The organism is Nonomuraea sp. NPDC050310 (assembly GCF_040655795.1).
Lineage (GTDB): Bacteria > Actinomycetota > Actinomycetes > Streptosporangiales > Streptosporangiaceae > Nonomuraea.
Map to the genome: position 1 here is coordinate 166,868 of NZ_JBFAKP010000008.1, position 24,779 is coordinate 191,646.

The following is a 24,779-nucleotide window of genomic DNA, read 5'->3' on the forward strand; positions in this document are numbered from 1 at the left end:
CACCGAAGGAGAGGCGTTGAGCGCTGAGACGGTCGAGATCGACGACGGAGAACTGATCCGTCGTTCGGCGCATGACCCGGAACAGTTCGCCGCGCTGTTCGACCGCTACGCCAGGCAGATCCATCTGTACGCGGCCCGGCGGCTCGGCACGCAGGCGGCCGATGACATCGTGGCCGAGACGTTCCTGGCGGCCTTCCGCAGGCGCGGGACGTACGACCCGTCGTTCGCGCTGGCCAGGCCCTGGTTGTACGGCATCGCCACCACGTTGATCGCCAGGCATCGACGGCAGGAGGAGCGGCTGTTGCGGGCGCTGAGCCGTACCGGAGTGGACCCCTTGCCGGAGGAACTGGCCGACGCCGTGACGCGGCGGGTGATGGCACAGGGCAGGGAACGCGAGCTGGCGGGGGCGCTGGCGTCGTTGCCCCGCGGCCATCGGGACGTGCTGCTGCTGGTGGCGTGGGAGGACATGTCGTACGAGGAGGTGGCGCGGGCGCTGGACATCTCGGTGGGAACCGTACGGTCGCGGCTGCATCCTTCCCACTTCATTGACCGGATCCTACGGGGTGGGCGAGCCGAGCAGCCGCCCTGGACGTGCCGAACCTTTCGCCGCCCCGCCGCTACCTAGGTGCATGGCTCACCTACACCCAGCGGTCAGGCTGGCGCGACGACACCCCCTGACCGGCTACTTCCTGCTGACCTTCACGCTCTCCTGGACCTGGATGGCGGTGGCGCTCGGCGTGCTGCGGCTGCCCATGCTCGGGATCGGCGGCGCGCTGGCCCCGCTGGTCGGGCCGGCCCTCGCGGCCTTCGTCCTGACGGCGCTCACCCAGGGCAGGGCCGGGATCCGGGACCTGCTGCGGCGGCTCGTGCTGTGGCGGGTCTCGCCGTGGTGGTACGCGATCGTCTTGCTCGGCTGGCCGGCGCTGCTCCTGCTGCTCGGCTTCACGCAGGGGGCGAGCGCACAGGCTCCGGCGGCGGCGTTCTGGGGACTCTTCCTCCTCATCCTGGTCACCGGCGGTCCGCTGGGCGAGGAGCCGGGCTGGCGCGGGTTCGCGCTGCCGCTCCTGCAACAGCGCCACGGCCCTCTCGCCGGAACGCTGGTCCTGGGCGTCCTGCACGGCCTGTGGCACCTGCCGGTCTACGTGCTGGTCCCCGGCTACAACGGCGCCCCGGCCGACCCGGCGGGCCTCGCGGTGTCGTTCGCGACGTTCGTCGGCGGCGTCACCGCCGGGTCGGTGCTGTTCACCTGGATCTTCAACAACACGCGCGGCAGCGTACTGCTGGCGGTCCTCTTCCACGCCGTCGGGAACGTCCTGCACAGCCTGGCCTACGAGCTGTTCCCCGGAGCGGATCTCGGGCACCTCGTGGCCGACCTCCGCACCCTGGCCCAGGTCGGGCTGGCGCTGCTGGTCGTCGCGGCGACGCGCGGGCGGCTCGGCCACGACCGCTACCTGCGCGAGGTCCCGCCCGTCCCGGACGCCGGCCGGGCCCGGGTTTGGTCACCGTGACGATACCGCCCGCCGAGTTGGCTGGGGGAGGACCCGGCCCCGCAGCGGGTCAGCACCGTTCGCCCGGCCGCTGCCGCCCACCTGACGGCAGCGCGAGACCGAACCAGTTGGAGGAAACCCCGTGGATCCCTTACGGCAAGACGGCGGGCCGTACCTCGTGATGACGCAACCCGAAGCGCCGACGACCGGACCCTTCTCTCGGCGATCGCCCAGGGTGATCGCGCCGCGCTGGTGACGCTCTACGAGCGGCACTCGGGCGTGGTCTACTCCCACCTCGTCCTGCTCACCGACGATCACGGGCTCAGCGAGGAGATCCTGCAGGACACCATGCTCGCCGTCTGGCGCGGCGCGGGCGGTTTCCGCGGCGACTCCTCGGTGCGGTCGTGGATCATCGCCATCGCCCGGCGGCAGTGCCGGGACCGGCTGCGCCGCCGGCGGCCCACGCTCGTCCCGCAGGACGTGCTGGCCAACCGCCCGGCCGCCGAGCCGGGACCGGAGGAGCAGGTGCTGGACCGGATGGCGGCCGGGGCGATGATGACGGCCGTCGGCGCCTTACCGCGGCACCACCGCGAGGTGCTCGACCTGGTCTTCAGGACCGGGCTGCCGCTCGCCGAGATCGCCAAGATCCTGGAGATTCCCGTCGGCACGGTCAAGAGCCGGCTGTTCGCGGCGCGGGCCGCACTCGTTCGCTCGATGCCCGAAGGGGGATACGCGTCATGACCAAGGCCTCGCCTCATCTGAGCCTTGAAGAGCTCCTCGCCCATGCCGACGGTACGGCGGAGCCGGCCGACCCCCACCTCGACCGCTGCCCGGCCTGCCGGGCGGAGCTCGACGCGTGGCGGGCCGTTGCGCCTGCCGTACGCGACAGTGCTCCTGCCGCTCAGCCGCACCCGCGGGTCCTGCGCGGCGTGCTGGACGCGATCGACGGCCCGCGCCGGGTCCGGCGGCGCGGGCCCGCGGTGCTGAGCTGGGTCGCGGCCGCGGCCGCGCTGGTGGCGATCGCCGGGTACGTCCTGCTGCCGCGCACCGCGTCCGCCCCGGTGGAGGAGGCTTTCGACGCCCAGCGGGTCGCCGCGATGGGCCTGCTCGCCACCGAGTGCGAGAGCCTGCAGGTGGCCGCGGGCTCCCTGCGGGTCGTGGACGGCTCACGCCTGGTCGTGCGTACGGCAGGCGGCAAGGACATCCGGGTCGACGTCGCGCCGACGGCCAAGGTGACCCGGCAGATCGCCGGGACCGTCGCCGACCTCGTCCCCGGTATGTCGGTCCTGGTGCGCGGCGAGGGCAGCCGGGCGGGCGACACCCTCGCCGCCGGCAGCGTGCTCGTCGCGCCCGCGAAGCTGAAGCCGCCCCGGCTCCCCGGCGGGATGGGTTTGGGCATCACCGCGATGCTGGCCGGGCACGGCATCGCGATGGGCACGGTGAGCCAGATCCGGGACGGCGCGTTCACCGTGACGGGCGCGGACGGCGGCAAGGTGAAGGTCACCACGTCCGCCTCCACCACGCTCGTCCGGCAGTCCGCGGCGCGCTTGACCGACCTGACGACCGGCAAGTACACCACCGTGGTCGGCACGCTCCAGGGCGACGGCACCCTTCAGGCCCGTACCGTGCAGCAGGACACCCTGACCGACGGCGACAAGCCGTCCAGGCCCGAGGGCCTGAAGCCCCCCGGCGGCCTGCCCAAGCCGCCGGGCATGAAGGACCCGTTCTCCGGCCTGGGCTGCGACGCCGACGCCATCGCCGGCACCGCACTCAACGGGACGCCGATCTAGATGATCTAGGGCTTCGGCGGGCAGAAGCCTCCGGCGATGATGAGCGCGGTGTCCGCCCGGTCCGCGTTGGCCGGCTTGAAGTTCGCCCGTTCGCCGGCCGACCAGGCGGAGCCGAGCAGCACGTGGCCGTCGGGGACCCGGTCGTATAGGCAGACGGAGTGGGCGCTGCGGTTGTAGACGGAGTCGACGGCGTCGTGCCAGTGATCGGTGGACGGCTCGGACAGCGGGATGGCGCCGAGTTCGAAGCGCTGGCCGGCGCGGACTTCCCCCAGGTCGGCCATCTGCCCTCCGCCGTCCCGCTGCCCGAACAGGCAGGCGTGGCCTTCGGCGCAGGCCGCGTAACCCGTGGGGCGGAGCAGGAAGAAGGCCGCCGCACCCGCGAGCACGCAGGCGAGACCTGCGGCGATCCACGCCGGCTTCCGGAAGCGGCGTGGAGAGCCCTGCTGCGGAGGCGCTGCGGTGGTCTCCGGGGGAACATCCGGAGCGCTGCCGTTGCCGGCGTAGGCCCGCTCGGCCCGGTCACGGGCGTCCAGCCACTCCTGCCGGTCCGCTGCCTCCAGCAGGGTGAGCAGCCGCGCGAGATAGGCGGGCGAAGGCAGGCCCGTCCCCGGCCGCCCAGGAACCGAGGTCATCCACTTCGACACCGCCGAACGCGACAGACCCAGCTCGCGCGCCAGATGCGTGGCGTTGGTGATGCGGTTCTCCCGCACCGCCATCGCCACCAGAGTCTTGAGCGCAGCGGCGAACTCCGGCTGCGTGCCGACCTTCGTGGGATCCGCTCTCATCGTGCCTCCCGACGGGAGAAACCTGTCAACCGCTGTCCACACTTGTCAACACCCCGTGCGAACTGCGGGAACGGGTGGATTACTGAAGTCGTCCGGAAGATCCAGCACAGAAGGAGCGCTTCCATGAAACGGCGACACGCAGCCGCCCTGGCCCTGATCCCCAGCCTCGTCCTCCCCGCCACGGCCGCCGCCGCGGAGGGTCGCACGACGGTGTGCGAGAGCAACGTCCACAACCCGCAGATCGACAACGCCATCCGCGTCTGCGCCCAGCTGATCAAGGGCGACGTGGGGTACCTGTCCGGTCGGGGAACCGTGCGCATCGGCCGGTACGCGACCCGTGCCACGGGCTGCAAGCTGACCGTCTGGTTCGTGGTCTCCGACCGCAAGGGCATGAGCCCGGGTTGGAGCACGCAGCGGAGCACCCACTCTTGCGACTACGCCCTGCTGCACCGCGGAGTCGTGGCGTCGAAGAGCGCGAGCGTGCGTTCTTCGGCCGGCTGGGGCCAGCTGAACGCCTGCGTCGACCTCTACTACAACGGCTCCAGCAGGTCCGGCGCGCAGCTGTGCGCCCGCACCGACGCCATGAGCCTGTCGGGGCCCCTGTCGAAGGCCTGACAGCCGGGTGTCACTCCTCGGTCCCGGCGCCGCTCAAGCCGCTGACGATCCCCTCCGCGGTCATGCCCAGCCCGGGCAGCGGAGCACTCTCGCCCCTGCGCAAGCCGTCCAGGAGGGTGCCGAGCAGGCGGTCCCGCAAGGTGGTGGCGAGCGCGGGGGAGAGGGCCGGGAGGGGCCGGGTGGCGACGGCGAGGAACAGGATCAGATCCCCCGAGGTCACATCGGGCCGGAGCGTGCCCTCGGCCTGGGCGGCGTCGACCAGGGAGTCCACGGCCGACAGCACGCGGGCGGCGGCCTCGCTGAAGCGGGGGCCGGACTCGACCTGGCCGCCGAGGATCGGGAGCATCGCGACGCTCTGGTGCTCGACCACCTGGGAGGCGAACGTCCGGATCGCCTCCCAGGCGGAGGGCGAGGAGTCCAGGGCGTCGGTGGCCGTCGCCGCGACCTGGTCCATGTCGTGGACGGCCACGCTGTGGATCAGGTCTTCGCGGGTGGGGAAGTGGCGGTAGAGGGTGGCGTTGCCGACTCCCGCGCGCTCGGCGATCTGGTCCAGCGGCGCGGCTGGGCCGTACTCCACGAAGGCCGCGTGCGCGGCGCGCAGGATCTGCTCGCGGTTGCGGCGCGCGTCGGCGCGCATCGGCGGATGGTCGGCCACTCGACGGCTCCCTCGATAAACGTGGACAAACTCCCCGCTTATGCTAGCGTGCGAAGGAAGCGGGGAATAACCCCCCGTTTTAGGCGGCAAAGGAGCAGGGACATGCGGTCGGTGGCATGCACGGTCGTGGGCGGCGGCCCGGCGGGGATGGTGCTGGGTCTGCTGCTGGCTCGATCCGGGGTGGAGGTGGCCGTCCTGGAGCAGCACCCCGACTACCTGCGCGACTTCCGCGGGGACACCGTCCACGCCTCGACCCTCGGCCTGCTCGACGAGCTGGGGCTGGGGGAGCGGTTCGCCGCGTTACCCCAGCAGCGCGAGCGGCGGCTGACGGTCCGCTTCGACGACGGAGGCTTCGACGAGGACTTCGGCCGGCTGCCCGGACGGCACCAGCACGTGGCGCTGGTGCCGCAGTGGGACTTCCTCGACCTGCTGGCCACGGCGGGCCGGGAGTCGCCGCATTTCCACCTGGTCCAGAACGCGCGGGTGACCGGCGTGATCCGGGAGGGCGCGGCGGTCCGCGGCGTTCGCTACCTGGACAAGGGCGGGATGGTCCGCGAGGTGCGCTCAGCCCTGGTGGTCGCGGCGGACGGGCGGCATTCCACCATGCGCGACCTGCTCGGCCTCCGCCCCAAGAACATCGGAGCCCCCCACGACTGCCTCTACGTCCGCATCCCCCGCCTGCCCGGTGATCCGAAGCTTACGCACCTGCGCTTCTCCGCCTCCGGCGGCCTGATCATGATCAACCGGGGCGACTACTGGCAGACGGCCCTGCTGATCGGCAAGGGCGAAGCCGCCGCGGCCCGCGCGGACGACGGCGCCCGGACCCGGGAGCTGATCGTACGGCTGGCGCCGTACCTGGCCGAGCGCGCGGAGTCGATCGGAGCGGCCGACATCGCCGCGCTCCAGATCCGGATCGACCGGCTGGAGCGCTGGTGGGCGCCGGGAGTGCTGTTCATCGGGGACGCGGCGCACGCGATGTCCCCCATCGCGGGAGTCGGCATCAACCTGGCCATCCAGGACGCGGTGGCGGCCGCCCGGGTCCTCGTGCCCGGCCTGCGGAACGGGCACGTCACCACCAGGGACCTGGCCCGCGTGCAGCGGCGACGCCGGTGGCCGGCCCTCGTGACGCAGGGCATCCAGCGGGCGGCCCAGAAGCGGTTCGTCGCCGCCTCCATGGACGGCTCCGGAGCGGCGGCCGAACCGCTGCGCGTGCCGCAACCGCTGCGGACGCTCCGTCACCTGCCCGGCTTCAGCGGCCTGCTCGGCCGCCTGGTCGCGCTCGGCGTCCGGCCCGAGCACCTGACCGGCTCGCTCGCGCCGCTCAACGGCCGGTGCTAGGGAAGACCCCTGTCGATGCGGCCGCGCAGCGAGTGCAGGGCTTGCCGGAGCTCGGCCGGTTCGATGGCGGTGAGGTCGGCGTCGAAGGTGAGCAGCAGCCCGGCCACTCCTGACCACGACCACGCGCCGAGCGTGAGCCGGCACGTGGTGTCGGTCTCGTACTCGACCGTTGACCCACCGGGGGCGAACCTGGCGACCGTCGAGGCCGGCAGGGCGAGTACGGCGGAGCCACGGCACGGCCATTCGGCGGCGGCGTCCCCGCGGTCGTGCGCGGTCATGACGAAGGCGACGGGATCCCCGTGCGGGATCGCCCGCCGGTCGAAGGGCAGGTGCGTCGGCGGGTGCGGGCCGATGCGGTCCACGCGCATCGCCCGCCACCGGCCCGCGTCCGGGTCGAAGGCGACCAGGTACCAGCGCGCGGCCCAGACCACGAGGTCGTGCGGTTCCAGCGTGAGCGTGACGGGTTCGCCGTCACCGGTGTAGTCCACCCGGACGAGGTGCCGCCGGCTGATCGCGCTGCCGACAGCACGGACGATCTCGGAGTCGATCGGTGGCGCGGGAAACTCCCAGTAGTTGCGCGCCGACGTGACCGTGAACGCCTCGGCGTGCAAGCGGCTGCGCGCGGGCATCGCCTGGTGCAGCGTGGCCAGAGCCCGGGCCGCGTTCTCGCGGATGCCGGACAGGACCGCCGGCACCGTCTGCAGCGCGACCGCCGCGGCGACGGCCTGGTCCTCGTCGAAGACCACCGGCGGCAACCGCGTGGCCCGGCCGAGCCGGTACCCGCCACCCGCGCCGCGCACGGCCTCGATCTCGTACCCGAGCTCCCGGAGGGTGTCGATGTCGCGGCGGACCGTTCGCGCCGAGGTCCCGAGCCGGTCGGCGAGGTCCTCGGCGGTCAGCGTCGCACCGATTCCGAAGATCGACAGCAGCTTGAGCGCCCGAGCGGAGGTGGCAGCCATGCTCCGATTCTCCGCCCTGTAGCGGACACTCGATGGCAATTATGCCCGCCATGGTGGCCGGCATGACCGCCACCTCGAACCTCCGCACCACCCAGGCCTCCCTGGCCCTGCTCGTGGTGCTCTTCGGGTCCTTCATGGACCTGCTCGACGCGACGATCGTCACCGTCGCGGCACCCGCGATCGCCCACGACCTGGGGGCGTCCGCCGCCGAGATCCAGTGGACGATCGCCGCCTACACCCTCACCCTGGGCGCGGGCCTCATCACCGGCGGCCGGCTCGGCGACCAGTACGGCCGCAAGCGGCTGTTCATGCTCGGGCTGGCCGGGTTCATGCTCACCTCGGCGCTGTGCGCGCTGGCCGTCGACCCGGGCATGCTCATCGGCATGCGGGCCGGGCAGGGACTGACCGCCGGGATCATGGTCCCGCAGGTGTTCGGGATCATCCGGGCGTCCTTCGCCCCGGCCGAGCGGGCCAAGGCGTTCGCCGCCTACGGGGCGGTCCAGGGCCTCGCCTCGGTCGCCGGCCCGCTGCTGGGCGGGCTGCTCGTCGACGCCGACCTGGCCGGGCTCGGCTGGCGCACGATCTTCTGGATCAACGTGCCCGTCTCGATCCTGGCGCTGGTCCTCGGGGCGAGGATCCTGCCGGAGTCGCGGTCCGCCTCGACCGCGCGGCTGGACCTGCTCGGCGCGTTCCTCGCCGCCGCGGGCGCCCTGCTCCTCCTGCTGCCGATCATCCAGACCGAGGCCTGGGGATGGACCTGGACCAGCTACGGCCTGCTCGCCGCCGGCGTCCTCGTCCTGGCGATCTTCCTCGCCTACGAGCGCCGGCTCACCGCCCGCGGCGCAGAACCGGTCTTCGACCCGGCCCTGCTGCGGATCCGCAGCTTCGCGGCCGGCCTGGCCGCCTCGACGCTCTTCTTCGGGGGCATCGGGCCGTTCTTCCTCACCCTCTCCGTCTACCTGCAGTACGGCACCGGCCGGACCGCATGGGCGACCGGCCTGGTGATCCTCCCGTACGCGCTCGGCTCGATCATCACCTCCGGGCTCGGCGTCGCGCTCGCCGCCAAGGCCGGCCGTACGCTCCTGGTCACCGGCTCCCTCACCGTCGCCGCCTCCCAGCTCGTCCTGTGGCTCGTCGCCAAGGACGGCACCGACCCCGGATACTGGCCCCTCGCCCTGGCGCTCCTCATCGGCGGCCTCGGACTCGGCCTCGCCGCCCCCATCCTGGTCAACGTCGTCCTCGCCGGTGTGCCCGGCCGCAACGCCGGCGCCGCGGGCGGGGTGCTCTCCACCGTCAACCAGATCGGCGCCGCGGTCGGCATCGCGGTCCTCGGCACCCTCTTCTTCACCGCCGCCACCGGCTCGACGGCCGCAGCACCGGCCTTGTCCGACTACAGCCACGCGCTCGGCACGGTCCTGATCGTCTCCGCCGCGCTCTACCTGGTCACGGCGCTGGCGATGCTCGCCCTCCCGAGGACGGAGCACCAGCGGTGAAGGCCGGCCCTGGGGCTGACCACCGGCCCCTCCTGGAGCGAACCCCCGCCCCAGAACGGCGGCAGGCATGATCGCGGCGGCCGCACGAGCCCGCCTACCGTCGACCTCGTCTCAGCAACCCGGGAAGGAAGCACGATGTCGCCGCACACCTGGGCCGCCACGGCCACGATCACCGCCCTCGCCGGTCTGAGCGGGGTGGTCTCGGCCCCTGCTCCCGACCGCTACCACCGGCAGCCGATCACCTGGCGCGCCTGCGCCACAGACCCTGCGGACGAGCTCGGCACCCTGCTCGACCAGGCCGGTGTCCAGTGCGCCGGCGTCACGGTGCCCATGGACTACCGCAGGCCCGCCGGCCGGACGATCACCATCGAGATCTCCCGTCTCAAGGCGCCCGACGCCACCCGCCGGCGAGGGGTGCTGCTGATCAACCCCGGCGGGCCGGGCGCCACCGGCATCCAGCAGGTCCTCCTCGGCAAGAAGGTGCCGGCGCTGGCCGAACGGTACGACCTGGTGGGGATGGACCCCAGGTTCGTCGGACGGAGCACCCCGATCCGCTGCCGATGGCAGACCGACACGTTCCTCCGCTCCGCCGGCCCCGACCGGCGTTCCTTCGACGCCGGCGTGGCCCTCGCCAGACGGCTGGCGGAGGGATGCGCACGCGACGATCGCAGCGCCCTGCCGTACGCCTCCACCAGGAACACCGCGCGGGACATGGACGTGATCAGATCGGCGCTCGGCGAGAGGAAACTGTCCTACCTCGGGTACTCCTACGGCACCTACCTGGGCGCGACCTACCTGCAGATGTTCGGCGCGCACGCCGACCGTGTCGTGCTCGACAGCGCGGTCGATCCCGAGACGTACGGCCCGCGCCTGCTCAGGCACAACGCTCCCGCGCTGGAGGCCGCGCTGCGCCGGTGGGCCGCCTGGGTCGCCGGACGCGACGGCGAGTACGGGCTGGGCGCCACGGTGCGGGAGGTGCGGGCGGCCATCGACAAGATCACCGAGAAGCCGGTGCAGGTCAACGGCCATTGGGTGGACGCCTCGGTCGTGCCGTACTGGCTGTTCGCGCGGCTCTACGACGACGGACCCGCCGAGTACGCCGCCCTCGCGAAGGAGGCCGCCGCCCTGACCGGACGCACCCCGCCGCCCGCGTCGCTGCTGGAGTTCCTCGACGGCCTGTTCACCGGCTCCGGCACGGCCGAGGACCGGGCAGGGACGCCGATCCTGTGCGCCGACCGCGCCGCGCCGACGAACCCGGAGCTGTACTACCGCGACATCCAGCGCCACCGGGCCGCGGAACCGCTGTTCGGGCCGCTGGTCCGCAACATCTCCCCGTGCGCGTTCTGGCCGGACACGCCGGTCGAACCGGCCACCAGGATCGCGAACGCCGTGCCCGCGCTGATCGTCGGCGCCGCGGGCGACCCGGCGACGCCCTACGCCGGCCAGCGGGCGATGCACCGCGCGCTGACCGGCTCCCGGATGCTCACGCTGATCGGGTCGTACCGGCACGGCGTCTACGTCTCGGCCGGCAACCGGTGCGTCGACACCGTGGTCGGCCGGTATCTGCTCGATGGAGTGCTGCCGAAGGCAGACACGAGCTGCACCGTTTCGTCCGCGAGGCCGGCGCCGCCGGGTTCAGAGCAGTAGCAGGGTCTTGCCCACCGCCGTACGGTTCTCGATCGCGGCGTGCGCCTCGCCGGCCCGTTCCAGCGGGAAGGTCTGCCCGATCACCGGGCGGACGGTGCCGGCGGCGGCCAGCGACCTCATCTCCTCCGCCCACCGCGGCAGGTCCGGGCCGAACTCCGCCAGTTGCTCAAGGCCGAGTACGGTCACCCCACGGCTCTGCGCCTCCTCCGCGGAGATCACCGTGGGAGCGTCGCTCGACGCGCCGTGCACCGAGAAGCGGCCGCCGCGCGCCGTCACCTCGAACGCGGCCCGCCCGATCGCCCCGCCGACGCCGTCGAACACCACGGTCGGCCCCTGGCCACCGGTCGCTTGCCGTACCTGCTCGGTCCAGTCCGGCTCGGAGTAGTCGACCGCCGCGTCCGCGCCCAACTCCCGGATGAGCTCCAGCTTCCGCGCGCCGCGGGCGGCGCCGACCACCTGGGCGCCGGCCGCCAGCGCGAGCTGCACCAGCAGGCTGCCCACCCCGCCGGCCGCCGCTTCGACCAGCACCCGGTCGCCGGGGCCGATGCCGGCCTTCTCCACCAAACCCTGCGCGGTGCTGCCGTCGCTGTGCAGGGCGACCGCCTCCGGCAGGCCCAGCCCGTCCGGCACGGGGGACAGGCCGGCAACGTCGACCACCGCGTGCTCGGCGAAAGCGCCGGTGTCCCCGACATCCGCGATGACCCGCCGCCCCAGCCAGGCCGCATCCACGTCCGGCCCGACCGCGCTCACGTGTCCGGCCGCCACACCTCCCGGCACGTACGGCAGGGCCGGCCTGGCATGCCATCGGTCCACACCGCGCCGGATCTGCGTCTCGACGAACGTGATGCCCACCACCGCCACATCCACCAGGACCTGGCCCCGCCCGGCCACCGGGACCGGCGCTTCACCCGGCTCCAGCACCTCCGGGCCGCCGAACCGCGTCACTCTGGCCACTCGCATGGTTCTTCTCCTCTGATCAGCAAGCAACGCGGCCATCGTGCAACCTCAAGTCGCCTTGAGGTCAAACGTCAGCCGAAACGGAGGCCTCGCGCGACCAGGCCGAGCACCAGCGCACCCACCTTCCAGGCGTCATCGCCCCCCGATGCTCGGTGCCCTCGAAGCAAAGGCCGGCCAGCCGGAACGCCTCAGGACGATCCGGCCCGTGCGAGAGCCCGTAGGCCACGGCGAAGGAAGCCCTCCGAAGCGCCTCGACCTCGACCCCACCCTGCCCGGGAATTCCGTTGAGCGCCCAGCCGGCGCCTGCCTAGGATCGCCCGCATGCGGCGAACCGTGATCATCGGTGACATCCACGGCTGTTTCGACGAACTGCTCGAACTGCTGGAGAAGGTCGACCTCCACCCCGACGACCTGCTGGTGAGCGTCGGCGACCTGGTCGACCGGGGACCGGCGCCCGGAGAAGTGATCGGCCTCTTCCGCGAACGACCCAACTCGGTCGCGGTCATGGGCAACCACGAACGCAAGCACGTGCGCGGCATCTTCTCCTACGCCCAAGAGATCACGCGCCTGCAACTGGGCGACGGCTACGCCGAAGCGGTCGACTGGATGCGGACCCTGCCGTACTACTTCGAGAACGACCACGTCCGGGTCGTGCACGCCGCGATCCAGCCCGGCCTCCCGCTGGCAGACCAGAGGGAAGCGGTCCTCTGCGGCTCGACCAGCGGCGAACGCGAACTCGCCACCCTGTTCCCGGACAGCCACTGGCACGACCACTACCAGGACCCGAAGCCGATCGTCTTCGGTCACCACGTGACGGGCCGCGAGCCGTTGATCCGCGACGGCAGGATCTTCGGTCTCGACACCGGCGCCTGCCACGGCTGGAACCTGACCGCGCTGTGCCTGCCCGGCTCCACGCTGCACTCAGTCCAGGCGCGCGCAGACCACTGGTCCCTCGCCAAGCGGGCGTGGCAGCTGCCCGTCCTGAAGTCCAAGCCCTGGCCGGACTACACCTGGCCGGAGCTGAGGCGGTCCATCGAACGCTTCGCCTCCGCACCCGACCCAGCCACCCACCGCTGGGTCGAAGCACTCGAGGAGTGGGCCGCCACCCTGCAATCCTCGCTACCGGCCCTGCTCCATGCGGCACATCGCCTCGCCGGCGACCTCGACCCGGCCGACCTGGCACGGCACCCGGCCGCCAAGTTCCTCTTCCAAGCTCGCGACGGCCGCCTCGACGAGGCGGGCCTGGCCAGGCATTGCCTCACCCCCCGCAGGACCAGCGACCTGGCGGCCCACCTGGGGCATGCGCTGCCCGGGCTGCCTGACTGAACGGTGATGGGCAGGCGGAGGTCGGTGTCGTAGGGGAGCAGCACGGCATTCACCGCCCAGGGGGTGGCGCGCCCTGATGCGCGTCTGTTCATACTTTGCCGGATTCGGGGATCAAGGAGGATGATCGGCCGGGTAGCACCAGGCCATGATGTTCGCCGGGCTGCGGGGCGTGCCACGGGCGCAACTCCCGAGAGAGGTCATCGCCGGTGTGACGCTGGCCGCCCTGGCGATCCCGCTCAACATCGGTTACGCCCAGATCGCCGGCCTGCCTCCGGTCGTCGGGCTGTACACGGCGATCGTCCCGATGCTGGTGTTCGCGCTGTTCGCCTCCTCCCGCCAGCTCGTGGCCAGCCCGGACGCGCCGATCGCGGCGCTGATCGCCTCCCTGCTCGGCGCCATGGCGGCCGCGGGCAGCACGAACTACGTGGAGCTCGCCTACGCCCAGGCGCTGGTCTGCGCGCTGGTGTTCCTGCTGTTCTACGTCTTCAAGCTCGGCTTCCTAGCCAACTTCCTGTCCGAGCCGGTGCTGGTCGGCTTCATCGCGGGCCTGGCGATCGAGATCCTCACCAGCCAGGTGGAGAAGATCCTCGGCATCAAGACCACCTCGGAGCACTTCTTCCCTGAGCTGTGGGAGATCGTGACGAAGATCCCGCAGGCGCACTGGTGGAACGTCGCCGTCGGCGTCGGCACCATGGCGTTGATCCTGGTGCTTCGCCGAGTGGCCCCGGCACTGCCGGGTCCGCTGATCGCCCTGATCGCCGCCACCGTCCTGGTCGCCGCCGCCGGGCTGGACCGCCACGGCGTCTCGGTCCTGGGCGCGGTGCCCTCTGGTCTGCCCGTGCCGCACTTCCCGAGCGGGGTGAGCCTGGGCCAGTGGGCGACACTGATCCCCGGCGCCATCGCGATCTGCGCGGTCACCCTGGCCGACGGGCTGCTCACCGCCCGCCGCTACGCCGAGCAGCACAACTACACGATCGACGGCAACCAGGAGCTGATGGCCTTCGGCGTGAGCAACATCGCGGCCGGGCTGACCGGATCGATGACCATCGGTTCCAGCGCCTCCCGCACGGCGGCCATGGACTCGGTGGGCTCCCGCTCGCAGATCCCCAGCGTGGTCTGCGCGCTGGTGGTCGCGGTCCTGCTGGCCTTCTTCAGCGACCTGCTCGCCTACCTGCCCAACGCCGCGCTGGCCGGCATCGTCGCGGTGGCCGTGATCAGGCTCATCGACGTGCGCAAGCTGACCGAGCTGTGGCACCTGCGGCGTTCGGAGTTCTGGATCGCCACCGTGTGCATGCTCGGGGTGCCCGTCCTGGGGTCGCTGTCCGCGGTGGTCATCGCCTTCCTGCTGTCCGCGGTGGACATGGTACGGCGAGCGTCCTCACCCAGCACCGCCGTACTCGAACCGGGGCCCGCCGGGCGTTACGTCCGCGCCCGGCAGCCTGGACCGGGACCGGCGGTCTACCGCTTCGAGGGCCCCCTCTTCTTCGCCAACGCCGCCGCGTTCAAGGAACAGGTCCTGGGCCTGGCGGCGACCGACATCGTCCTCGACGCCGAGGCGATCTCGGACGTGGACACCACCGGCGCGGAGGCGCTTCGCCAGGTCATCGGGAAACTGCAGGCGCAGCATCGCACCCTCGTCGTGGCCAGAGCCACCAGGGAACTGCGTGACCTGCTCACCCACTACGGGCTGCGGTTGACCCACTTCGACTCCAACGAGGCCGCGGTCGCCGCTCAGCAACCTTGACCCCCCGCTGAGCCTCGCCGCTGATCGCGGGACAGGACCCGCGCCGGACCTGACGATTTGCCGGGACTTGGCCCGGCCCCGCGCCTGCCTCGCCTGCCGGGCGGGAACGTCACCACCGTCGCCACCTGCGGGAGCAGGCCGGTCTCCACCCTCAAGAACAAGGGACGCATGAGTCACCTGATCGCCATCGCCTACCCGGACGTCCAGACCGCCACCACGGTCCGCGAACGCCTCCTCGACCTGCGCGACACGGTCGAGGCACTCAAGGCATGATCTTCGGCAGGAAGCACGACGAGCACCCACCGCCGGTCACCGCCCTGTACCAGCTCCAGCAGAAGATGGTGTCGATCGGCGACGACTACTGGATCGAGAACGGACTCGGCCAGCGCGTCTACCACGTCGACGGCAAGGTCTTCCACCTGCGCAAGACCTTCGTGCTGGAAGACGCCTCCGGCGCCGAACTGCTGCGCATCCAGAGCCGGATCCTCCGGGTGCGCGAGACGATGGTCGTCGAGCGCGGTGACGAGACGGTGGCCACCCTGCACAAACACCTCGTCGGACTGCGCGACCGGTTCACCGTCGACCTCGGCGACGCGGGCGAGTTGCACGCCAAGGGCGACTTCGTCGACCACGAGTACACCATTCACCGCGACGACGTGGAGATCGCGAACATCTCCAAGCGCTGGATGCGCGTCCGCGACACCTACGGCGTCTCCATCGTGGAAGGCGAGGACACCCCGTTGCTCCTCGCCGTGGTGGTGTGCATCGACCATCTGAGCCACGAAGGCCACTGACGTGCGGACACTGCTCAAGATCCTCATCGTGGCCGCCTCCCTCGGGGTGGCCACGATGGTCGTCGACGGCATCGACGTGGACGCGCGGTCCACCACCGGGGCGATCGCCACCCTGCTCGGGGTCGCCCTGGTCTTCGGCCTGGTCAACGCCGTGCTCAAGCCGCTCATCCACGTGCTCGGCTGCGCCTTCTACGTGCTCACGCTCGGGCTGTTCGCGCTGGTCGTCAACGCGGGCCTGCTGCTGCTCACCGATTGGGTGGCCGGCCTGCTCCGCCTGCCGTTCCACGTCAGCGGCTTCTGGCCGGCGCTGTGGGGAGCGCTCATCATCGGCGTCGTGAGCTGGGCCCTCAGCCTGGTCCTCCAGGTGTGACGATCACAGGCCGCCGATGCCCTTGCCCAGCAGTACCGCCCCGATGACCAGCAGGAGCACGAACATGACGGTGGCGTTGTTCTGCTCCAGCCAGCCACGCAGCTCGTTGAGCGGCCCGCGCATCCGCTCGGCGGCGACCGCGTAGGCGACCACCGGGATGGCGACGGTCGAAGCCGCGATCACCGTGAAGACCACGATGGGCACGACATAGGCACCGGCCTGGGCGACGGAGACGCCGGCGCCGACGCACATCATGAGATTCTTCGGATTCACCGCGGACAGCGCGAAGCCGAGTGCCGCGCCCTTGGCCGGGGTCATCTGGTCGATGGCCTTCATCCAGCCGGGCAACTCCCCCTGGGCGCCCGCCTTGGGCCGGCTCCTCCACTGCTTCCAAGCCAGAGCCAGCATGAGCAGGCCGAGCAAGATCTTGATCCACGACACCGCGGCCGAGGGCTGCCCACCGGACTGCAGCCCGATCACGTTGGCCAGGACGGCGAACACCGTGGTCGCGACCACGATGCCGCCCACCCAGCCGACCAGGAAGCCGAAGCTGGTGCCGCCCGCCCGGGGCGCGAGCAGCATCAGGATCACCGCGATGATCGGGATCGGGCTGATCGCCACGCCTAGGGCCAGGGGCAGCACGTCCCCTATGGCGCCGTTCACCAGTCGCTCCGCATGATGCGGGGTTACCCGAGGGCCGGGTCACGTGATCTCAGCGGCTGGCAAAGCCTCCGAGGGTTGCCGGGCCCATGAATGGGCAAAGACCAGGGCCTCGCTGGTGCGCCGCAGCCGCAAGGGGTAGGCCAGCAGCCATGGGGGACTATCCATTTGAAGACCGTGCCGACTTCGACGACGTCGAACGTGGGTTTCTCGGCACTCTCAAAGACCCGGTCGTCAAGAACGACAAGGGTGAGCCCGTCTGGGACTGCGACGCCTACGACTTCCTGGCGGGCGAGTGCCCCGACACCGCCAACCCGAGCCTGTGGCGGCAGGGACAGCTCGTCTCCAAGCACGGCCTCTTCGAGGTCTGCGAGGGCATCTACCAGGCTCGCGGTCTCGACCTGTCCAACGTGACATTCGTCGAGGGCAAGCGCGGCGTCATCGTGATCGACCCGCTCATGACGGTCGAGCCGGCCCGCGCGGCGCTGGCGCTCTACCGGGAGCACCGGGGCGAGCGTCCGGTCACCGCGGTCATCTACACCCACTCCCACGCCGACCACTTCGGCGGCGTGCGCGGCGTCACCGACGGCAAGGACATCCCCATCGTCGCTCCCGCGGGCTTCCTGGAGCACGCGGTCAGCGAGAACGTCTACGCCGGCGGCGCGATGGCCCGCCGCGCGGTCTACATGTACGCCGCCGACCTCGAGCGCGGCCCCACCGGCCAGATCGGCGCCGGTCTGGGCATGACGACCTCCATGGGCACGATGTCGCTGATCGCGCCCACGCTCGACATCACCCACACCGGCCAGGAAGAGGTCATCGACGGGGTCAGGATCGTCTTCCAGATCACCCCGGGCACCGAGGCCCCGGCCGAGATGAACTTCTACTTCCCCGACCGGCGAGCCCTGTGCATGGCGGAGAACGCCACCCACACCCTGCACAACCTGCTCACCCTGCGCGGCGCGGTCGTGCGCGACGCCCGGGTCTGGGCCAAGTACCTGGCCGAGGCCAACGAACTGTTCGGCGACAAGTCCGACGTGCTGTTCGCCTCCCACCACTGGCCCACTTGGGACGGCGAGCGCATCCGCACCTTCCTGTCCGAGCAGCACGACCTCTACGCCTACCTGCACGACCAGACGCTGCGCCTGGCCAACAAGGGCCTGACCGGCATCGAGATCGCCGAGGAGATGCAGGTGCCGCCCGCGCTGGAGAAGCGCTGGCACACCCACGGCTACTACGGCTCGATCAGCCACAACGTCAAGGCCATCTACCAGCGCTACCTCGGCTGGTTCGACGGCAACCCGGCGCACCTGTGGGAGCACCCGCCCGTCGAGCAGGCCAAGCGGTACGTGGAGTTCATGGGCGGCGCCGCTAACGTGCTCGCCCAGGCCCGCAAGAGCCTGGAGGACGGCGACCTGCGCTGGGTGGCCACGGTGGTCAACCACGTCGTCTTCGCCGACCCGGCCAACGCCGAGGCCCGCGAACTGCTAGCCACGGCCTACGACGGGCTCGGCCGCGGCGCGGAGAACGGCACCTGGCGCAACTTCTACCTCACCGGCGCCGACGAGCTCCGCGGCGAGATCAAGCCGCCCGCCCCGGACACCGCGGGACCCGACCTGGTCGGCGCGCTCACCATCGGGCAGATCTTCGACTCGATCGCGGTGAAGGTCAACGGGCCGCGCGCCTGGCACGAGCAGGCGACCGTCGACTGGACCTTCACCGACCTGGACGAGTCCTACCGGATGCGGCTGTCCAACGGCGTCCTGTGGCACACCACCTCGCAGTCCGGCCCGCCGGCCGACCTCACCGTGACGCTCACCAAGCCGCAGCTCTTCCAGGTGCTGGGGAGCGGCAAGCTCGACGGCGTCGCGCACGAGGGCGACGCCACGGTCATCGGGAAGATCCTCTCGCTGCTGGAGGCCCCTGACCGCCAGTTCCCCATCGTCACGCCGTAGACGGTGCGGGGGCGTCCACCTGGAGGTTCCGGACGGCCCGAGCCGGCCCCTCAAGCTCGCCCCCGGCCGGCGCGGGCACTCCCCCCTGTCACCCGGCTTGCGCGGACTACGCGACGCTCTGGGTGAGGTCAGTTCTTGACCGGCTGGTACATGCCCCAGTAGCGGTGACCGGACTCGTTTCGCTTGTTCGACTCGGTGGCCTTGGCGAGCTGCGCCATGGTGATGGTGTATCTGCCGCCCCCGCCGGCGAAGGTGTTGGGGTCCCAGACGAGGACGGTCTTCGCCTTCTTGTCGTAGCCGTAGGCGACGATCATGTGAACGACGTCCGGCGCGCCGAAGTCGACGCCCTTGTACCAGGGCAGCCGGTCGATGTAGAGCTGGATCGGAGTGGCCTTGCGCAGGACGCCGATGCTGTAGGCGAGCCGTTCGCCCAGGCGCTTGGCGTTGTACACGTCCCACGCGGGCGCGTAGGCGTACCCGGTGTTCTTGGCGTAGGCGTTCAGCACCCGCAGCTGGTCTTCGGCGGACGTGCCGTTCTCCTTGGTGGTGCGCATCTTCTTGGCCAGGGTCGCCTGGGGCACCTTGACACCGAGCGTGCGCAGGGAGATCTCGGCCGACGCCGGGGCGCACCAGTAGTCCGTCGTCTGGTAGACCTCCTTGATGGCGAGCTTGGCCCGGATGGGGGACTGAGCCCCGGCGGGTACGGTCGCCTGTGCGATGGCGCTGCTGCCTTGGAGCGGGGTACTGGCGGGGGCGGCCTGGGCACTCCCTGGCTGGAGGGCGACGAGGGTCGTAACCACGACGGTGCCCAGTGCGGTCCTTGCTAGGAACGTCTTCACGCGGGAGATCTCCGGGGGAAGTCGGGACAGGAGTGAGCAATCGGGCCGGACTCTACATGAGCCTTGTGTGACGAGGCGCTGGACGTCAGTGGTCCTGGACGTCGAAGAGGGTCTTGGAGAAGGCGCGGGCAGCGAGGTGGTCCCGGCGGAGGTCGATCGAGCCGTGAGCGTCGGCGAAGGCGGGCCACCGAACCGTCGTCGTTGCAGACCTCGCTGATGACACCGACCGGTGCGAGGCCGGCCAACCGCAGCAGGTCCGCTGTCGCCTCGGTGTGGTCGCGCCGTTCGGCCGGACCTCCCGGCGTGCGCGCAGCGGGAACAGGTGGCCGGGCCGCCGGAGCTGGTCGGGACGGGTGGCGGGGTCGGCGAGCAGGCGGGCGGTGAGCGCACGGGTCGGCGGCGCTGATGCTTGGCTCGATGCCGTCGCGGGCGTCGGCCGACACCGGGTAGGCCGTCCCTGCCGGATCCTGGCTGTCGGCCACCATCGGCGGCAGCAGGAGCCGCTCGGCGACCTCGGCCGACATCGGGGCGCGGAGCAGGCCGCTGGTCCACCGTACGAAGAACGCCAGTGTGCTCGCCGTGGCCAGCCCGGTGGCCATGACCAGGTCGCCCTCGTTCTCCCGGTCGTCGTCATCGACCACGATCACCGGCCGCCCGGCCCGCGGGTCGGCGATGGCCTCATCGATCCTGTCGAGCACCGCTGACCTCGGATCCCTTGCAGGCTCCACACCCATGCACATGCTCGAAGCCCTCCTTTGATCACCCAGACTGACCTGCGGCGACACCGCGCCTGGAGGGGCCGTAGGGGTGGGTCGTGGGGTCCGTCGTCGGGTGGTCCGGCGCCGAGGTGCTTCGCCAGCGGGCAGTGATCGCGGCCGGTGGTTAGGCCAGGAAGTCGGTGATGAGCTTCAGCCACTCCTCCGGCCGCTCGGCGAAGGGCAGGTGGCCGGTGGCGAGGTCGGCCACCTCGGCCTGCGGTAGCGCCGCGGCCAGGTCGCGCTGGAGTGCCGGGCTGATCAGCCCGTCCTGGGTGGTGACGATGACCAGGGCGGGGATCGTGATCGCGGCCAGGTCGGCGCGCACGTCCGCTCGCCGTACGAGATCGACCTGGTCCGGGGTGCCGGCGGGGATGGACGGGACGGTCTGCGTCACGGCCGCCTGGAGCTGGGCGGGAGTGAGGGAGTTGAGAGCCGGCTCGCTGAGCGCGAGCAGGTTGAGGTACTGCACGAGCAGGTCGTGCTGTCCCGTCGCGTACAGCCGGTGCCAGATCGAGGCGGCGAGGTCGGTGCGGGTGTCGGCGTGGGAGAAGGTGGCGGTCAGCACGAGGCGGGTGACGCGCTCGGGGTGACGGGCCGCGAGGCGGATCGCGATCGGGCCGCCGAGCGAGTAGCCGCTGACCGCGAAGGTGCCCAGGCCCCGGGCGTCGGCCGCGGCGAGGTATCGGTCGGCCAGGTCGTCGAGGGTCAGGGGTGCGGAGGTGGCGGGGGTGGCGCCGGAGCCGGGGAGGTCGAGGGCGGCGACGGTGTGCCGGGCGGTGAGGCCCTCCATGATCGGGCCGTAGTTGTCCTCGATGCTGCCGCCTGCGCCGTGAATGAGGAGGAGAGACATGGTCGGGTCCTTTGCCGTCGATGCTTGCTGTAACGATCGCTAAAGCTAGCAGAGAACTGTAGCGACCGCTACAAAACGGGATAGGGTGGGACGGTGACCCGCCGAGCCTTCGACCGTGACCACGCCCTGGCCATCGCCCTCCGGGAGTTCTGGACGCACGGCTACGAGACGACCTCGATCGCCTCGCTCACCAAGGCGATGGGCATCAACCCGCCCAGCCTGTACGCGGCCTTCGGCGACAAGCGCAGGCTCTTCGACGAGGCGGTCGAGCTCTACCTGCGCACCCACGCGACCGGCCTGCGGCCCGCCGCCGACGCCGGTACCGCCATCGGCCGGTTGCTGCGCGATCTGGCCGCCGACTACGCCGATCCGGCCCACCCGCCGGGCTGCCTGATCATCAGCGCGGCGACCAACTGCGCGCCCGGCTCGGAGGAGGTCCTGGCCGCGATGCGCGCCATGCGGGAGGCCACCAAAGCCTCCCTCGCCGCTCGCGTGCGCGAGGACATCGAGGCCGGGCTGCTCGCCCAGGGCGTCGACCCCGAAGCGGTCGCGACCTTCTATGCCGCCGTCATCCAGGGGATGAACCAGCAGGCTCGTGACGGCGCCGGGCGCAAGGCGCTCGAAGGCGTGGCCGACGCGGCGATGCTCGCCTGGCCCGCTCTCACCGCCGGATAGTGCTCAGGAGCCGGCGGCGGCGCGGTCGCGGTGGGCGCGGATCTCGTCGCGGTGGTCGGCGGCCCAGCCGATCAGCTGCTTGACGATGTCGAGCAGCCCGCGGCTGAGGGGCGTGAGGGCGTACTCCACGCGCGGCGGGACCTCCGCGTAGGCCGTGCGGGTGATCAATCCGTCCTGCTGGAGCTGGCGCAGGGTGTGGCTGAGCATGCGCTGGGAGATGCCGGGGACGTCGCGCTGCAGCTCGGTGTAGCGCAGGGCGCCGTCCTCCAGGAGCGAGATGATCAGCATGCTCCACTTGTCGCCGATCCGGTCGAGGATCTGGCGGATGAAGTCCATCTGGTCGGCCGGGATCGCCGCGCAGGGCCCCCGGCTTGCAGCGGCGTCCCCTGCGTGCTCCATGACGCACATTCCTCTCCGTGACGCACAGTGATGTGCCTTTTGTACGCCTCTCCATGCTGTCCTATCTTGACGTTGCGCACAAATAGTAGGAATTGGCGACGCCGTACCCTCCGAAACTCGCTTTCCACGTTCAAGGGACACTGATCATGCCTACACTCGCCATCGTCGGCGCCGGCCCCGGCATGGGCCTCGCCATCGCCCGCACCTTCGGCTCCCAGGGCTACAACGTCGCTCTCATCGCCCGCAACCGGGCCAAGCTCGACGACCTCGTCGGGCGGCTCGCCGCGGAGGGCATCACCGCCGCCGCGTTCCCGGCGGACGTGCTCGACCACGACGCCCTGACCCAGGCCCTCAAGGACGCCGCCACCCTGTTCGGCGGCATCGACGTCCTGGAGCACTCCCCGGCCCCGAGCATCGACACCGTGGCCCTCACCTTCCCGTCCCACACCAACCCGTCCGACGTGCAGTGGCTGATCGACCTGCTGCTCTACAGCGCCATCGCCGCCACCCAGGCCGTCCTCCCCGCGATGCGTGAAGCGGGCGCGGGCACCCTGCTGTTCACCAACGGCGGCGGCTCGGTCGACCCGCACCCGATGCTCGCCAACGCCAACGCCGCCCAGGGAGCTCTGCGCAACTGGGTGCTCAACCTGCGCAAGGAGCTGGACGGCACCGGCATCCAGGTCGCGCATGTCGCCATCGACGTGTGGATCGGCGGCGGTGGCCCTCCCGGAGCCCCGACCGCGGAGGCCGAGGAGATCGCTCCGCTCTACTGGGACCTGCACACCCGGCGCGACCAAGCCGAACGCGTCTTCACCCGCTGACGGCTCGGGGCGGGGCGGCGTCGCAATAAGATCGCCTCTCATGCTCTCCGAGAGGTTATGGCGGTTCGTCAGGGTTGGCGCGGCAGGTCTGCTTCTGGTCGCGGTGGCTGCCGGGCTGGTGCTGGGTGATGCCTGGCTCTGGGTGGCCGTCCTGTGGTCGCCGCCGATCCGTTGGCCTTCCGCGACGACCGGGGAGCCGGGCTTCAGCGGGCTGTTGACGGGTCTGCTGGTCGTGGCAGGCCTGATGAAGGCCGGGATGGTGTGGCTGGTTCTGCGGGCCCCGCGGCGAGGGGTGCTCGACCGGCGTGAGGCGTGGCTGCGCGGGTTGCTGTATCTCGCGGTGGCGGTGTCGCTGGTGTTGTGGCTGCCGCTCGCGTTGCTTCCCGACTGGGCGCGGGCGGCGTTGCACCTCGTGCTCTGGAGCGGGATCTACGGCCTCTACCTCCTGGTCATCCGGTGGCGGTCGCGAGGGCTGCGGGTGGCGGCCGGGGCGGTGTTCGCGGTGGAGACGCTCGTGCAGGTGAACGACCTGCTGGACGAGCTTGACCTGCCCGAGGTGGGCCCTTGGCAGGTCATGGAGCCGGTCGCGACGTTCTCCGGGGCGGTCGGCACGGTCGTGGTCCTCGTCGGACTGCGGCGGGATGGCCGGTGGAGCCGGGGGACGCTCATCGCCGGGTGGGCGTTCGCGGGTATGCAGCTGTTGGTTGTGCCGCTCTCGTGGCTGCTCGAACCTTCCATCTACGCGGCCTTCCCCGAGCGTTCCCTGGCGATGCACCTCATCCTCCATACGACCTGGCTGGTCGGCACGGGGTGGACGGCGGCGATCGCGCGGGAGATGCCGGCCGAGCGCGGCGAGGCCGGTGTCGCGCCGAGGTGGGGGCGGCTCGCCCGCGTGGGCCTGGCGGCGGTGATCGTCCTCCCCGTCGTCGGGTCGATCCAGCCGGAGCGGGTGTCACGGCACACCTACCTCGGGTCCGGTGACGACTGCGGGTATTACGCGAACTTCGGCGACGTCCCGCCGGAAGAACGCGAGCACGTGTTCCTGTGCAAGGCGAGGGACACCATGGGCGGGGTGCCGCCGATGTTCCCGTTCGACCTGTCGGATCAGGAGGTGCTCGCGTACGGGCGGGCGCTGTGCCACGTGCGTGATCGCGAGGAGCAGCAGGCGATCCTGGAGCGGGCCGGGAGCGAGCGCGCCTCCTGGGGTGCGGACGATCGAGATCTGGTCTACGCCTGCCCGGAGGTCATCGGGGCGCGACGCCCTGAGCTGCTGCGGTCGTCCCGAGAGACGCAGGCGAGCTACGAGGACTACATCCGCAAGGAGAACGCCAAGTGCCGCGACCCGTGGCCTCGGACGAAGGGAGTCGTGCAGGCGTCGTCCAAGTACTTCCTGTTCGCCGACGGGGACCACGGCTACGCGGTCTACGACGGCGATGAGCAGACCCGCGAGGTGGAGATCGAGCAAGCGATCGACGCGCTCTACGACAACGATCTCGTCGGCGTGGCCGGTGGGACGGTGCTGGTCGGCCATCTCGGGGATGTCTCCGACCTCTGCCTGACGGTCAAAGGGCTGCGTACGGCCCCGCCGCCCCGGACAGGTGGGTGGGACCAGGTCGTCGAGGTGCCGATCCTGAGCCGTACCGGGCGGCTCGGCATCGACGACATCGTCGACGGCGCCGAGGTGGGCGCCGGAGTGCGGATCCCGAACCTGGCGGTCGCGGGAAAGGGGCGGTACCGGCTCCGGGTCTACCACCGGATCGACGCGGCGGGCGAGGAGCATCACCTGGTCGTGGTGTTCCCGGGGAAGGCGCAGAAGCGGGTCGTCCTGAAGGCGCTCAAGCGTCGCCCATGACCCAGGGGCA

25 protein-coding genes are annotated in these 24,779 nt (G+C 71.3%); 16 read left to right on the forward strand and 9 right to left on the reverse strand.

Translation table 11 applies throughout. The features are described 5' to 3' along the window. Positions 1-16 precede the first annotated feature (16 nt). From AB0I67_RS21245 to AB0I67_RS21260, 4 genes are all read left to right on the forward strand, one after another. On the forward strand, positions 17-625 hold the full coding sequence (locus AB0I67_RS21245) for an RNA polymerase sigma factor (protein WP_357926064.1): 609 nt from the start codon (positions 17-19) through the stop codon (positions 623-625). A gap of 4 nt (positions 626-629) precedes the next feature. Then, entirely contained in the window at positions 630-1,508 is an 879-nt protein-coding gene (locus AB0I67_RS21250) for a CPBP family intramembrane glutamic endopeptidase (RefSeq protein ID WP_357926067.1), read from the forward strand. Between the two features lie 231 nt (positions 1,509-1,739). After that, on the forward strand, positions 1,740-2,228 hold the full coding sequence (locus AB0I67_RS21255) for a sigma-70 family RNA polymerase sigma factor (RefSeq protein ID WP_357926069.1): 489 nt from the start codon (positions 1,740-1,742) through the stop codon (positions 2,226-2,228). Beyond that, entirely contained in the window at positions 2,225-3,277 is a 1,053-nt protein-coding gene (locus tag AB0I67_RS21260) for a hypothetical protein (protein ID WP_357926072.1), read from the forward strand. Before AB0I67_RS21255 ends, AB0I67_RS21260 begins: the two co-directional genes overlap by 4 nt. Positions 3,278-3,282: 5 nt before the next feature. On the opposite strand, the gene AB0I67_RS21265 is transcribed toward AB0I67_RS21260, so the two are convergent. Next, the gene (locus tag AB0I67_RS21265; protein WP_357926075.1) at positions 3,283-4,062 is read right to left on the reverse strand and encodes a peptidase inhibitor family I36 protein; all 780 of its coding nucleotides are present in this window, start codon (positions 4,060-4,062) and stop codon (positions 3,283-3,285) included. 123 nt (positions 4,063-4,185) lie between these two features. On the opposite strand from AB0I67_RS21265, the gene AB0I67_RS21270 reads away from it, so the two are divergent. After that, positions 4,186-4,677, forward strand: a complete 492-nt coding sequence (locus AB0I67_RS21270; protein ID WP_357926078.1) for a hypothetical protein — start codon at positions 4,186-4,188, stop codon at positions 4,675-4,677. A gap of 10 nt (positions 4,678-4,687) precedes the next feature. Here AB0I67_RS21270 and AB0I67_RS21275 read toward each other — a convergent pair whose 3' ends face one another. Beyond that, positions 4,688-5,332 (reverse strand): TetR/AcrR family transcriptional regulator, encoded by a 645-nt coding sequence (locus AB0I67_RS21275; protein ID WP_357926080.1) that lies wholly within the window; start codon positions 5,330-5,332, stop codon positions 4,688-4,690. Between the two features lie 102 nt (positions 5,333-5,434). Between AB0I67_RS21275 and AB0I67_RS21280 the strand changes: the two genes are divergently transcribed. Next, complete coding sequence (locus AB0I67_RS21280) at positions 5,435-6,670, forward strand: FAD-dependent oxidoreductase (protein ID WP_357926083.1); 1,236 nt, start codon at positions 5,435-5,437, stop codon at positions 6,668-6,670. Here AB0I67_RS21280 and AB0I67_RS21285 read toward each other — a convergent pair. Continuing rightward, positions 6,667-7,629 carry a WYL domain-containing protein gene (locus AB0I67_RS21285; RefSeq protein ID WP_357926086.1) on the reverse strand — a complete coding sequence of 321 codons (963 nt, stop codon included), beginning with the start codon at positions 7,627-7,629 and terminating at the stop codon, positions 6,667-6,669. The two genes, AB0I67_RS21280 and AB0I67_RS21285, sit on opposite strands and share 4 nt — an antisense overlap. A gap of 62 nt (positions 7,630-7,691) precedes the next feature. Here AB0I67_RS21285 and AB0I67_RS21290 point away from each other — a divergent pair, with 62 nt between their 5' ends. Next, positions 7,692-9,122, forward strand: a complete 1,431-nt coding sequence (locus tag AB0I67_RS21290; RefSeq protein WP_357926089.1) for an MFS transporter — start codon at positions 7,692-7,694, stop codon at positions 9,120-9,122. A gap of 135 nt (positions 9,123-9,257) precedes the next feature. Continuing rightward, a complete protein-coding gene (locus AB0I67_RS21295) occupies positions 9,258-10,769 on the forward strand; it encodes an alpha/beta hydrolase (RefSeq protein WP_357926091.1) in 1,512 nt (503 codons plus the stop codon). On the opposite strand, the gene AB0I67_RS21300 is transcribed toward AB0I67_RS21295, so the two are convergent. Next, positions 10,758-11,729, reverse strand: coding sequence for a zinc-binding dehydrogenase (locus tag AB0I67_RS21300; protein WP_357926093.1), 972 nt, complete (start codon positions 11,727-11,729; stop codon positions 10,758-10,760). The two genes, AB0I67_RS21295 and AB0I67_RS21300, sit on opposite strands and share 12 nt — an antisense overlap. Before the next feature lie 318 nt (positions 11,730-12,047). On the opposite strand from AB0I67_RS21300, the gene AB0I67_RS21305 reads away from it, so the two are divergent. From AB0I67_RS21305 to AB0I67_RS21320, 4 genes are all read left to right on the forward strand, one after another. Continuing rightward, positions 12,048-13,052, forward strand: a complete 1,005-nt coding sequence (locus AB0I67_RS21305; RefSeq protein ID WP_357926096.1) for a metallophosphoesterase family protein — start codon at positions 12,048-12,050, stop codon at positions 13,050-13,052. Between the two features lie 145 nt (positions 13,053-13,197). Further along, on the forward strand, positions 13,198-14,796 hold the full coding sequence (locus AB0I67_RS21310) for a SulP family inorganic anion transporter (RefSeq protein ID WP_357926100.1): 1,599 nt from the start codon (positions 13,198-13,200) through the stop codon (positions 14,794-14,796). A gap of 269 nt (positions 14,797-15,065) precedes the next feature. Continuing rightward, on the forward strand, positions 15,066-15,590 hold the full coding sequence (locus AB0I67_RS21315; protein WP_357926102.1) for an LURP-one-related family protein: 525 nt from the start codon (positions 15,066-15,068) through the stop codon (positions 15,588-15,590). 1 nt (position 15,591) lies between these two features. After that, positions 15,592-15,960, forward strand: coding sequence for a phage holin family protein (locus AB0I67_RS21320; protein WP_357926104.1), 369 nt, complete (start codon positions 15,592-15,594; stop codon positions 15,958-15,960). Between the two features lie 3 nt (positions 15,961-15,963). Here the strand turns inward: AB0I67_RS21320 and AB0I67_RS21325 are convergent, their stop codons facing one another. Continuing rightward, positions 15,964-16,623, reverse strand: coding sequence for a GAP family protein (locus AB0I67_RS21325; protein WP_357926107.1), 660 nt, complete (start codon positions 16,621-16,623; stop codon positions 15,964-15,966). A 149-nt stretch (positions 16,624-16,772) separates the two neighbouring features. On the opposite strand from AB0I67_RS21325, the gene AB0I67_RS21330 reads away from it, so the two are divergent. Then, positions 16,773-18,575 carry an alkyl sulfatase dimerization domain-containing protein gene (locus AB0I67_RS21330; protein WP_357926110.1) on the forward strand — a complete coding sequence of 601 codons (1,803 nt, stop codon included), beginning with the start codon at positions 16,773-16,775 and terminating at the stop codon, positions 18,573-18,575. Between the two features lie 128 nt (positions 18,576-18,703). On the opposite strand, the gene AB0I67_RS21335 is transcribed toward AB0I67_RS21330, so the two are convergent. The 3 genes from AB0I67_RS21335 to AB0I67_RS21345 all read right to left on the reverse strand — a co-directional run bounded on the left by AB0I67_RS21335 (position 18,704) and on the right by AB0I67_RS21345 (position 21,022). Next, positions 18,704-19,414, reverse strand: a complete 711-nt coding sequence (locus AB0I67_RS21335; RefSeq protein WP_357926113.1) for a C39 family peptidase — start codon at positions 19,412-19,414, stop codon at positions 18,704-18,706. Continuing rightward, positions 19,411-20,154 carry a 3,4-dihydroxy-2-butanone-4-phosphate synthase gene (locus tag AB0I67_RS21340; RefSeq protein WP_357926115.1) on the reverse strand — a complete coding sequence of 248 codons (744 nt, stop codon included), beginning with the start codon at positions 20,152-20,154 and terminating at the stop codon, positions 19,411-19,413. The genes AB0I67_RS21335 and AB0I67_RS21340 overlap by 4 nt, the downstream gene beginning before the upstream one ends. 142 nt (positions 20,155-20,296) lie before the next feature. After that, complete coding sequence (locus AB0I67_RS21345; protein WP_357926117.1) at positions 20,297-21,022, reverse strand: alpha/beta fold hydrolase; 726 nt, start codon at positions 21,020-21,022, stop codon at positions 20,297-20,299. Between the two features lie 93 nt (positions 21,023-21,115). Here AB0I67_RS21345 and AB0I67_RS21350 point away from each other — a divergent pair, with 93 nt between their 5' ends. Beyond that, positions 21,116-21,697, forward strand: a complete 582-nt coding sequence (locus AB0I67_RS21350; protein ID WP_357926119.1) for a TetR/AcrR family transcriptional regulator — start codon at positions 21,116-21,118, stop codon at positions 21,695-21,697. A gap of 3 nt (positions 21,698-21,700) precedes the next feature. Here the strand turns inward: AB0I67_RS21350 and AB0I67_RS21355 are convergent, their stop codons facing one another. Then, positions 21,701-22,096 (reverse strand): helix-turn-helix domain-containing protein, encoded by a 396-nt coding sequence (locus tag AB0I67_RS21355; protein WP_357926122.1) that lies wholly within the window; start codon positions 22,094-22,096, stop codon positions 21,701-21,703. A 146-nt stretch (positions 22,097-22,242) separates the two neighbouring features. Between AB0I67_RS21355 and AB0I67_RS21360 the strand changes: the two genes are divergently transcribed. Both AB0I67_RS21360 and AB0I67_RS21365 read left to right on the forward strand, forming a co-directional pair. Then, positions 22,243-22,917: an SDR family oxidoreductase gene (locus AB0I67_RS21360; protein WP_357926125.1), complete on the forward strand. Its 675-nt coding sequence runs from the start codon at positions 22,243-22,245 to the stop codon at positions 22,915-22,917. A gap of 40 nt (positions 22,918-22,957) precedes the next feature. Next, a complete protein-coding gene (locus AB0I67_RS21365; RefSeq protein WP_357926129.1) occupies positions 22,958-24,769 on the forward strand; it encodes a hypothetical protein in 1,812 nt (603 codons plus the stop codon). Positions 24,770-24,779: the final 10 nt, after the last annotated feature.

Bases quoted from the DNA above. Each gene is read 5' to 3' on its own strand.
- AB0I67_RS21365 (WP_357926129.1), top strand. From the start codon at position 22,958: ATGCTCTCCGAGAGGTTATGGCGGTTCGTCAGGGTTGGCGCGGCAGGT.
- AB0I67_RS21330 (WP_357926110.1), top strand. From the start codon at position 16,773: ATGGGGGACTATCCATTTGAAGACCGTGCCGACTTCGACGACGTCGAA.
- AB0I67_RS21355 (WP_357926122.1), bottom strand. From the start codon at position 22,096: ATGGAGCACGCAGGGGACGCCGCTGCAAGCCGGGGGCCCTGCGCGGCG.
- AB0I67_RS21265 (WP_357926075.1), bottom strand. From the start codon at position 4,062: ATGAGAGCGGATCCCACGAAGGTCGGCACGCAGCCGGAGTTCGCCGCT.
- AB0I67_RS21360 (WP_357926125.1), top strand. From the start codon at position 22,243: ATGCCTACACTCGCCATCGTCGGCGCCGGCCCCGGCATGGGCCTCGCC.
- AB0I67_RS21300 (WP_357926093.1), bottom strand. From the start codon at position 11,729: ATGCGAGTGGCCAGAGTGACGCGGTTCGGCGGCCCGGAGGTGCTGGAG.
- AB0I67_RS21290 (WP_357926089.1), top strand. From the start codon at position 7,692: ATGACCGCCACCTCGAACCTCCGCACCACCCAGGCCTCCCTGGCCCTG.
- AB0I67_RS21310 (WP_357926100.1), top strand. From the start codon at position 13,198: ATGATGTTCGCCGGGCTGCGGGGCGTGCCACGGGCGCAACTCCCGAGA.
- AB0I67_RS21250 (WP_357926067.1), top strand. From the start codon at position 630: ATGGCTCACCTACACCCAGCGGTCAGGCTGGCGCGACGACACCCCCTG.
- AB0I67_RS21345 (WP_357926117.1), bottom strand. From the start codon at position 21,022: ATGTCTCTCCTCCTCATTCACGGCGCAGGCGGCAGCATCGAGGACAAC.
- AB0I67_RS21305 (WP_357926096.1), top strand. From the start codon at position 12,048: ATGCGGCGAACCGTGATCATCGGTGACATCCACGGCTGTTTCGACGAA.
- AB0I67_RS21260 (WP_357926072.1), top strand. From the start codon at position 2,225: ATGACCAAGGCCTCGCCTCATCTGAGCCTTGAAGAGCTCCTCGCCCAT.
- AB0I67_RS21295 (WP_357926091.1), top strand. From the start codon at position 9,258: ATGTCGCCGCACACCTGGGCCGCCACGGCCACGATCACCGCCCTCGCC.
- AB0I67_RS21340 (WP_357926115.1), bottom strand. From the start codon at position 20,154: ATGTGCATGGGTGTGGAGCCTGCAAGGGATCCGAGGTCAGCGGTGCTC.
- AB0I67_RS21315 (WP_357926102.1), top strand. From the start codon at position 15,066: ATGATCTTCGGCAGGAAGCACGACGAGCACCCACCGCCGGTCACCGCC.
- AB0I67_RS21280 (WP_357926083.1), top strand. From the start codon at position 5,435: ATGCGGTCGGTGGCATGCACGGTCGTGGGCGGCGGCCCGGCGGGGATG.
- AB0I67_RS21285 (WP_357926086.1), bottom strand. From the start codon at position 7,629: ATGGCTGCCACCTCCGCTCGGGCGCTCAAGCTGCTGTCGATCTTCGGA.
- AB0I67_RS21270 (WP_357926078.1), top strand. From the start codon at position 4,186: ATGAAACGGCGACACGCAGCCGCCCTGGCCCTGATCCCCAGCCTCGTC.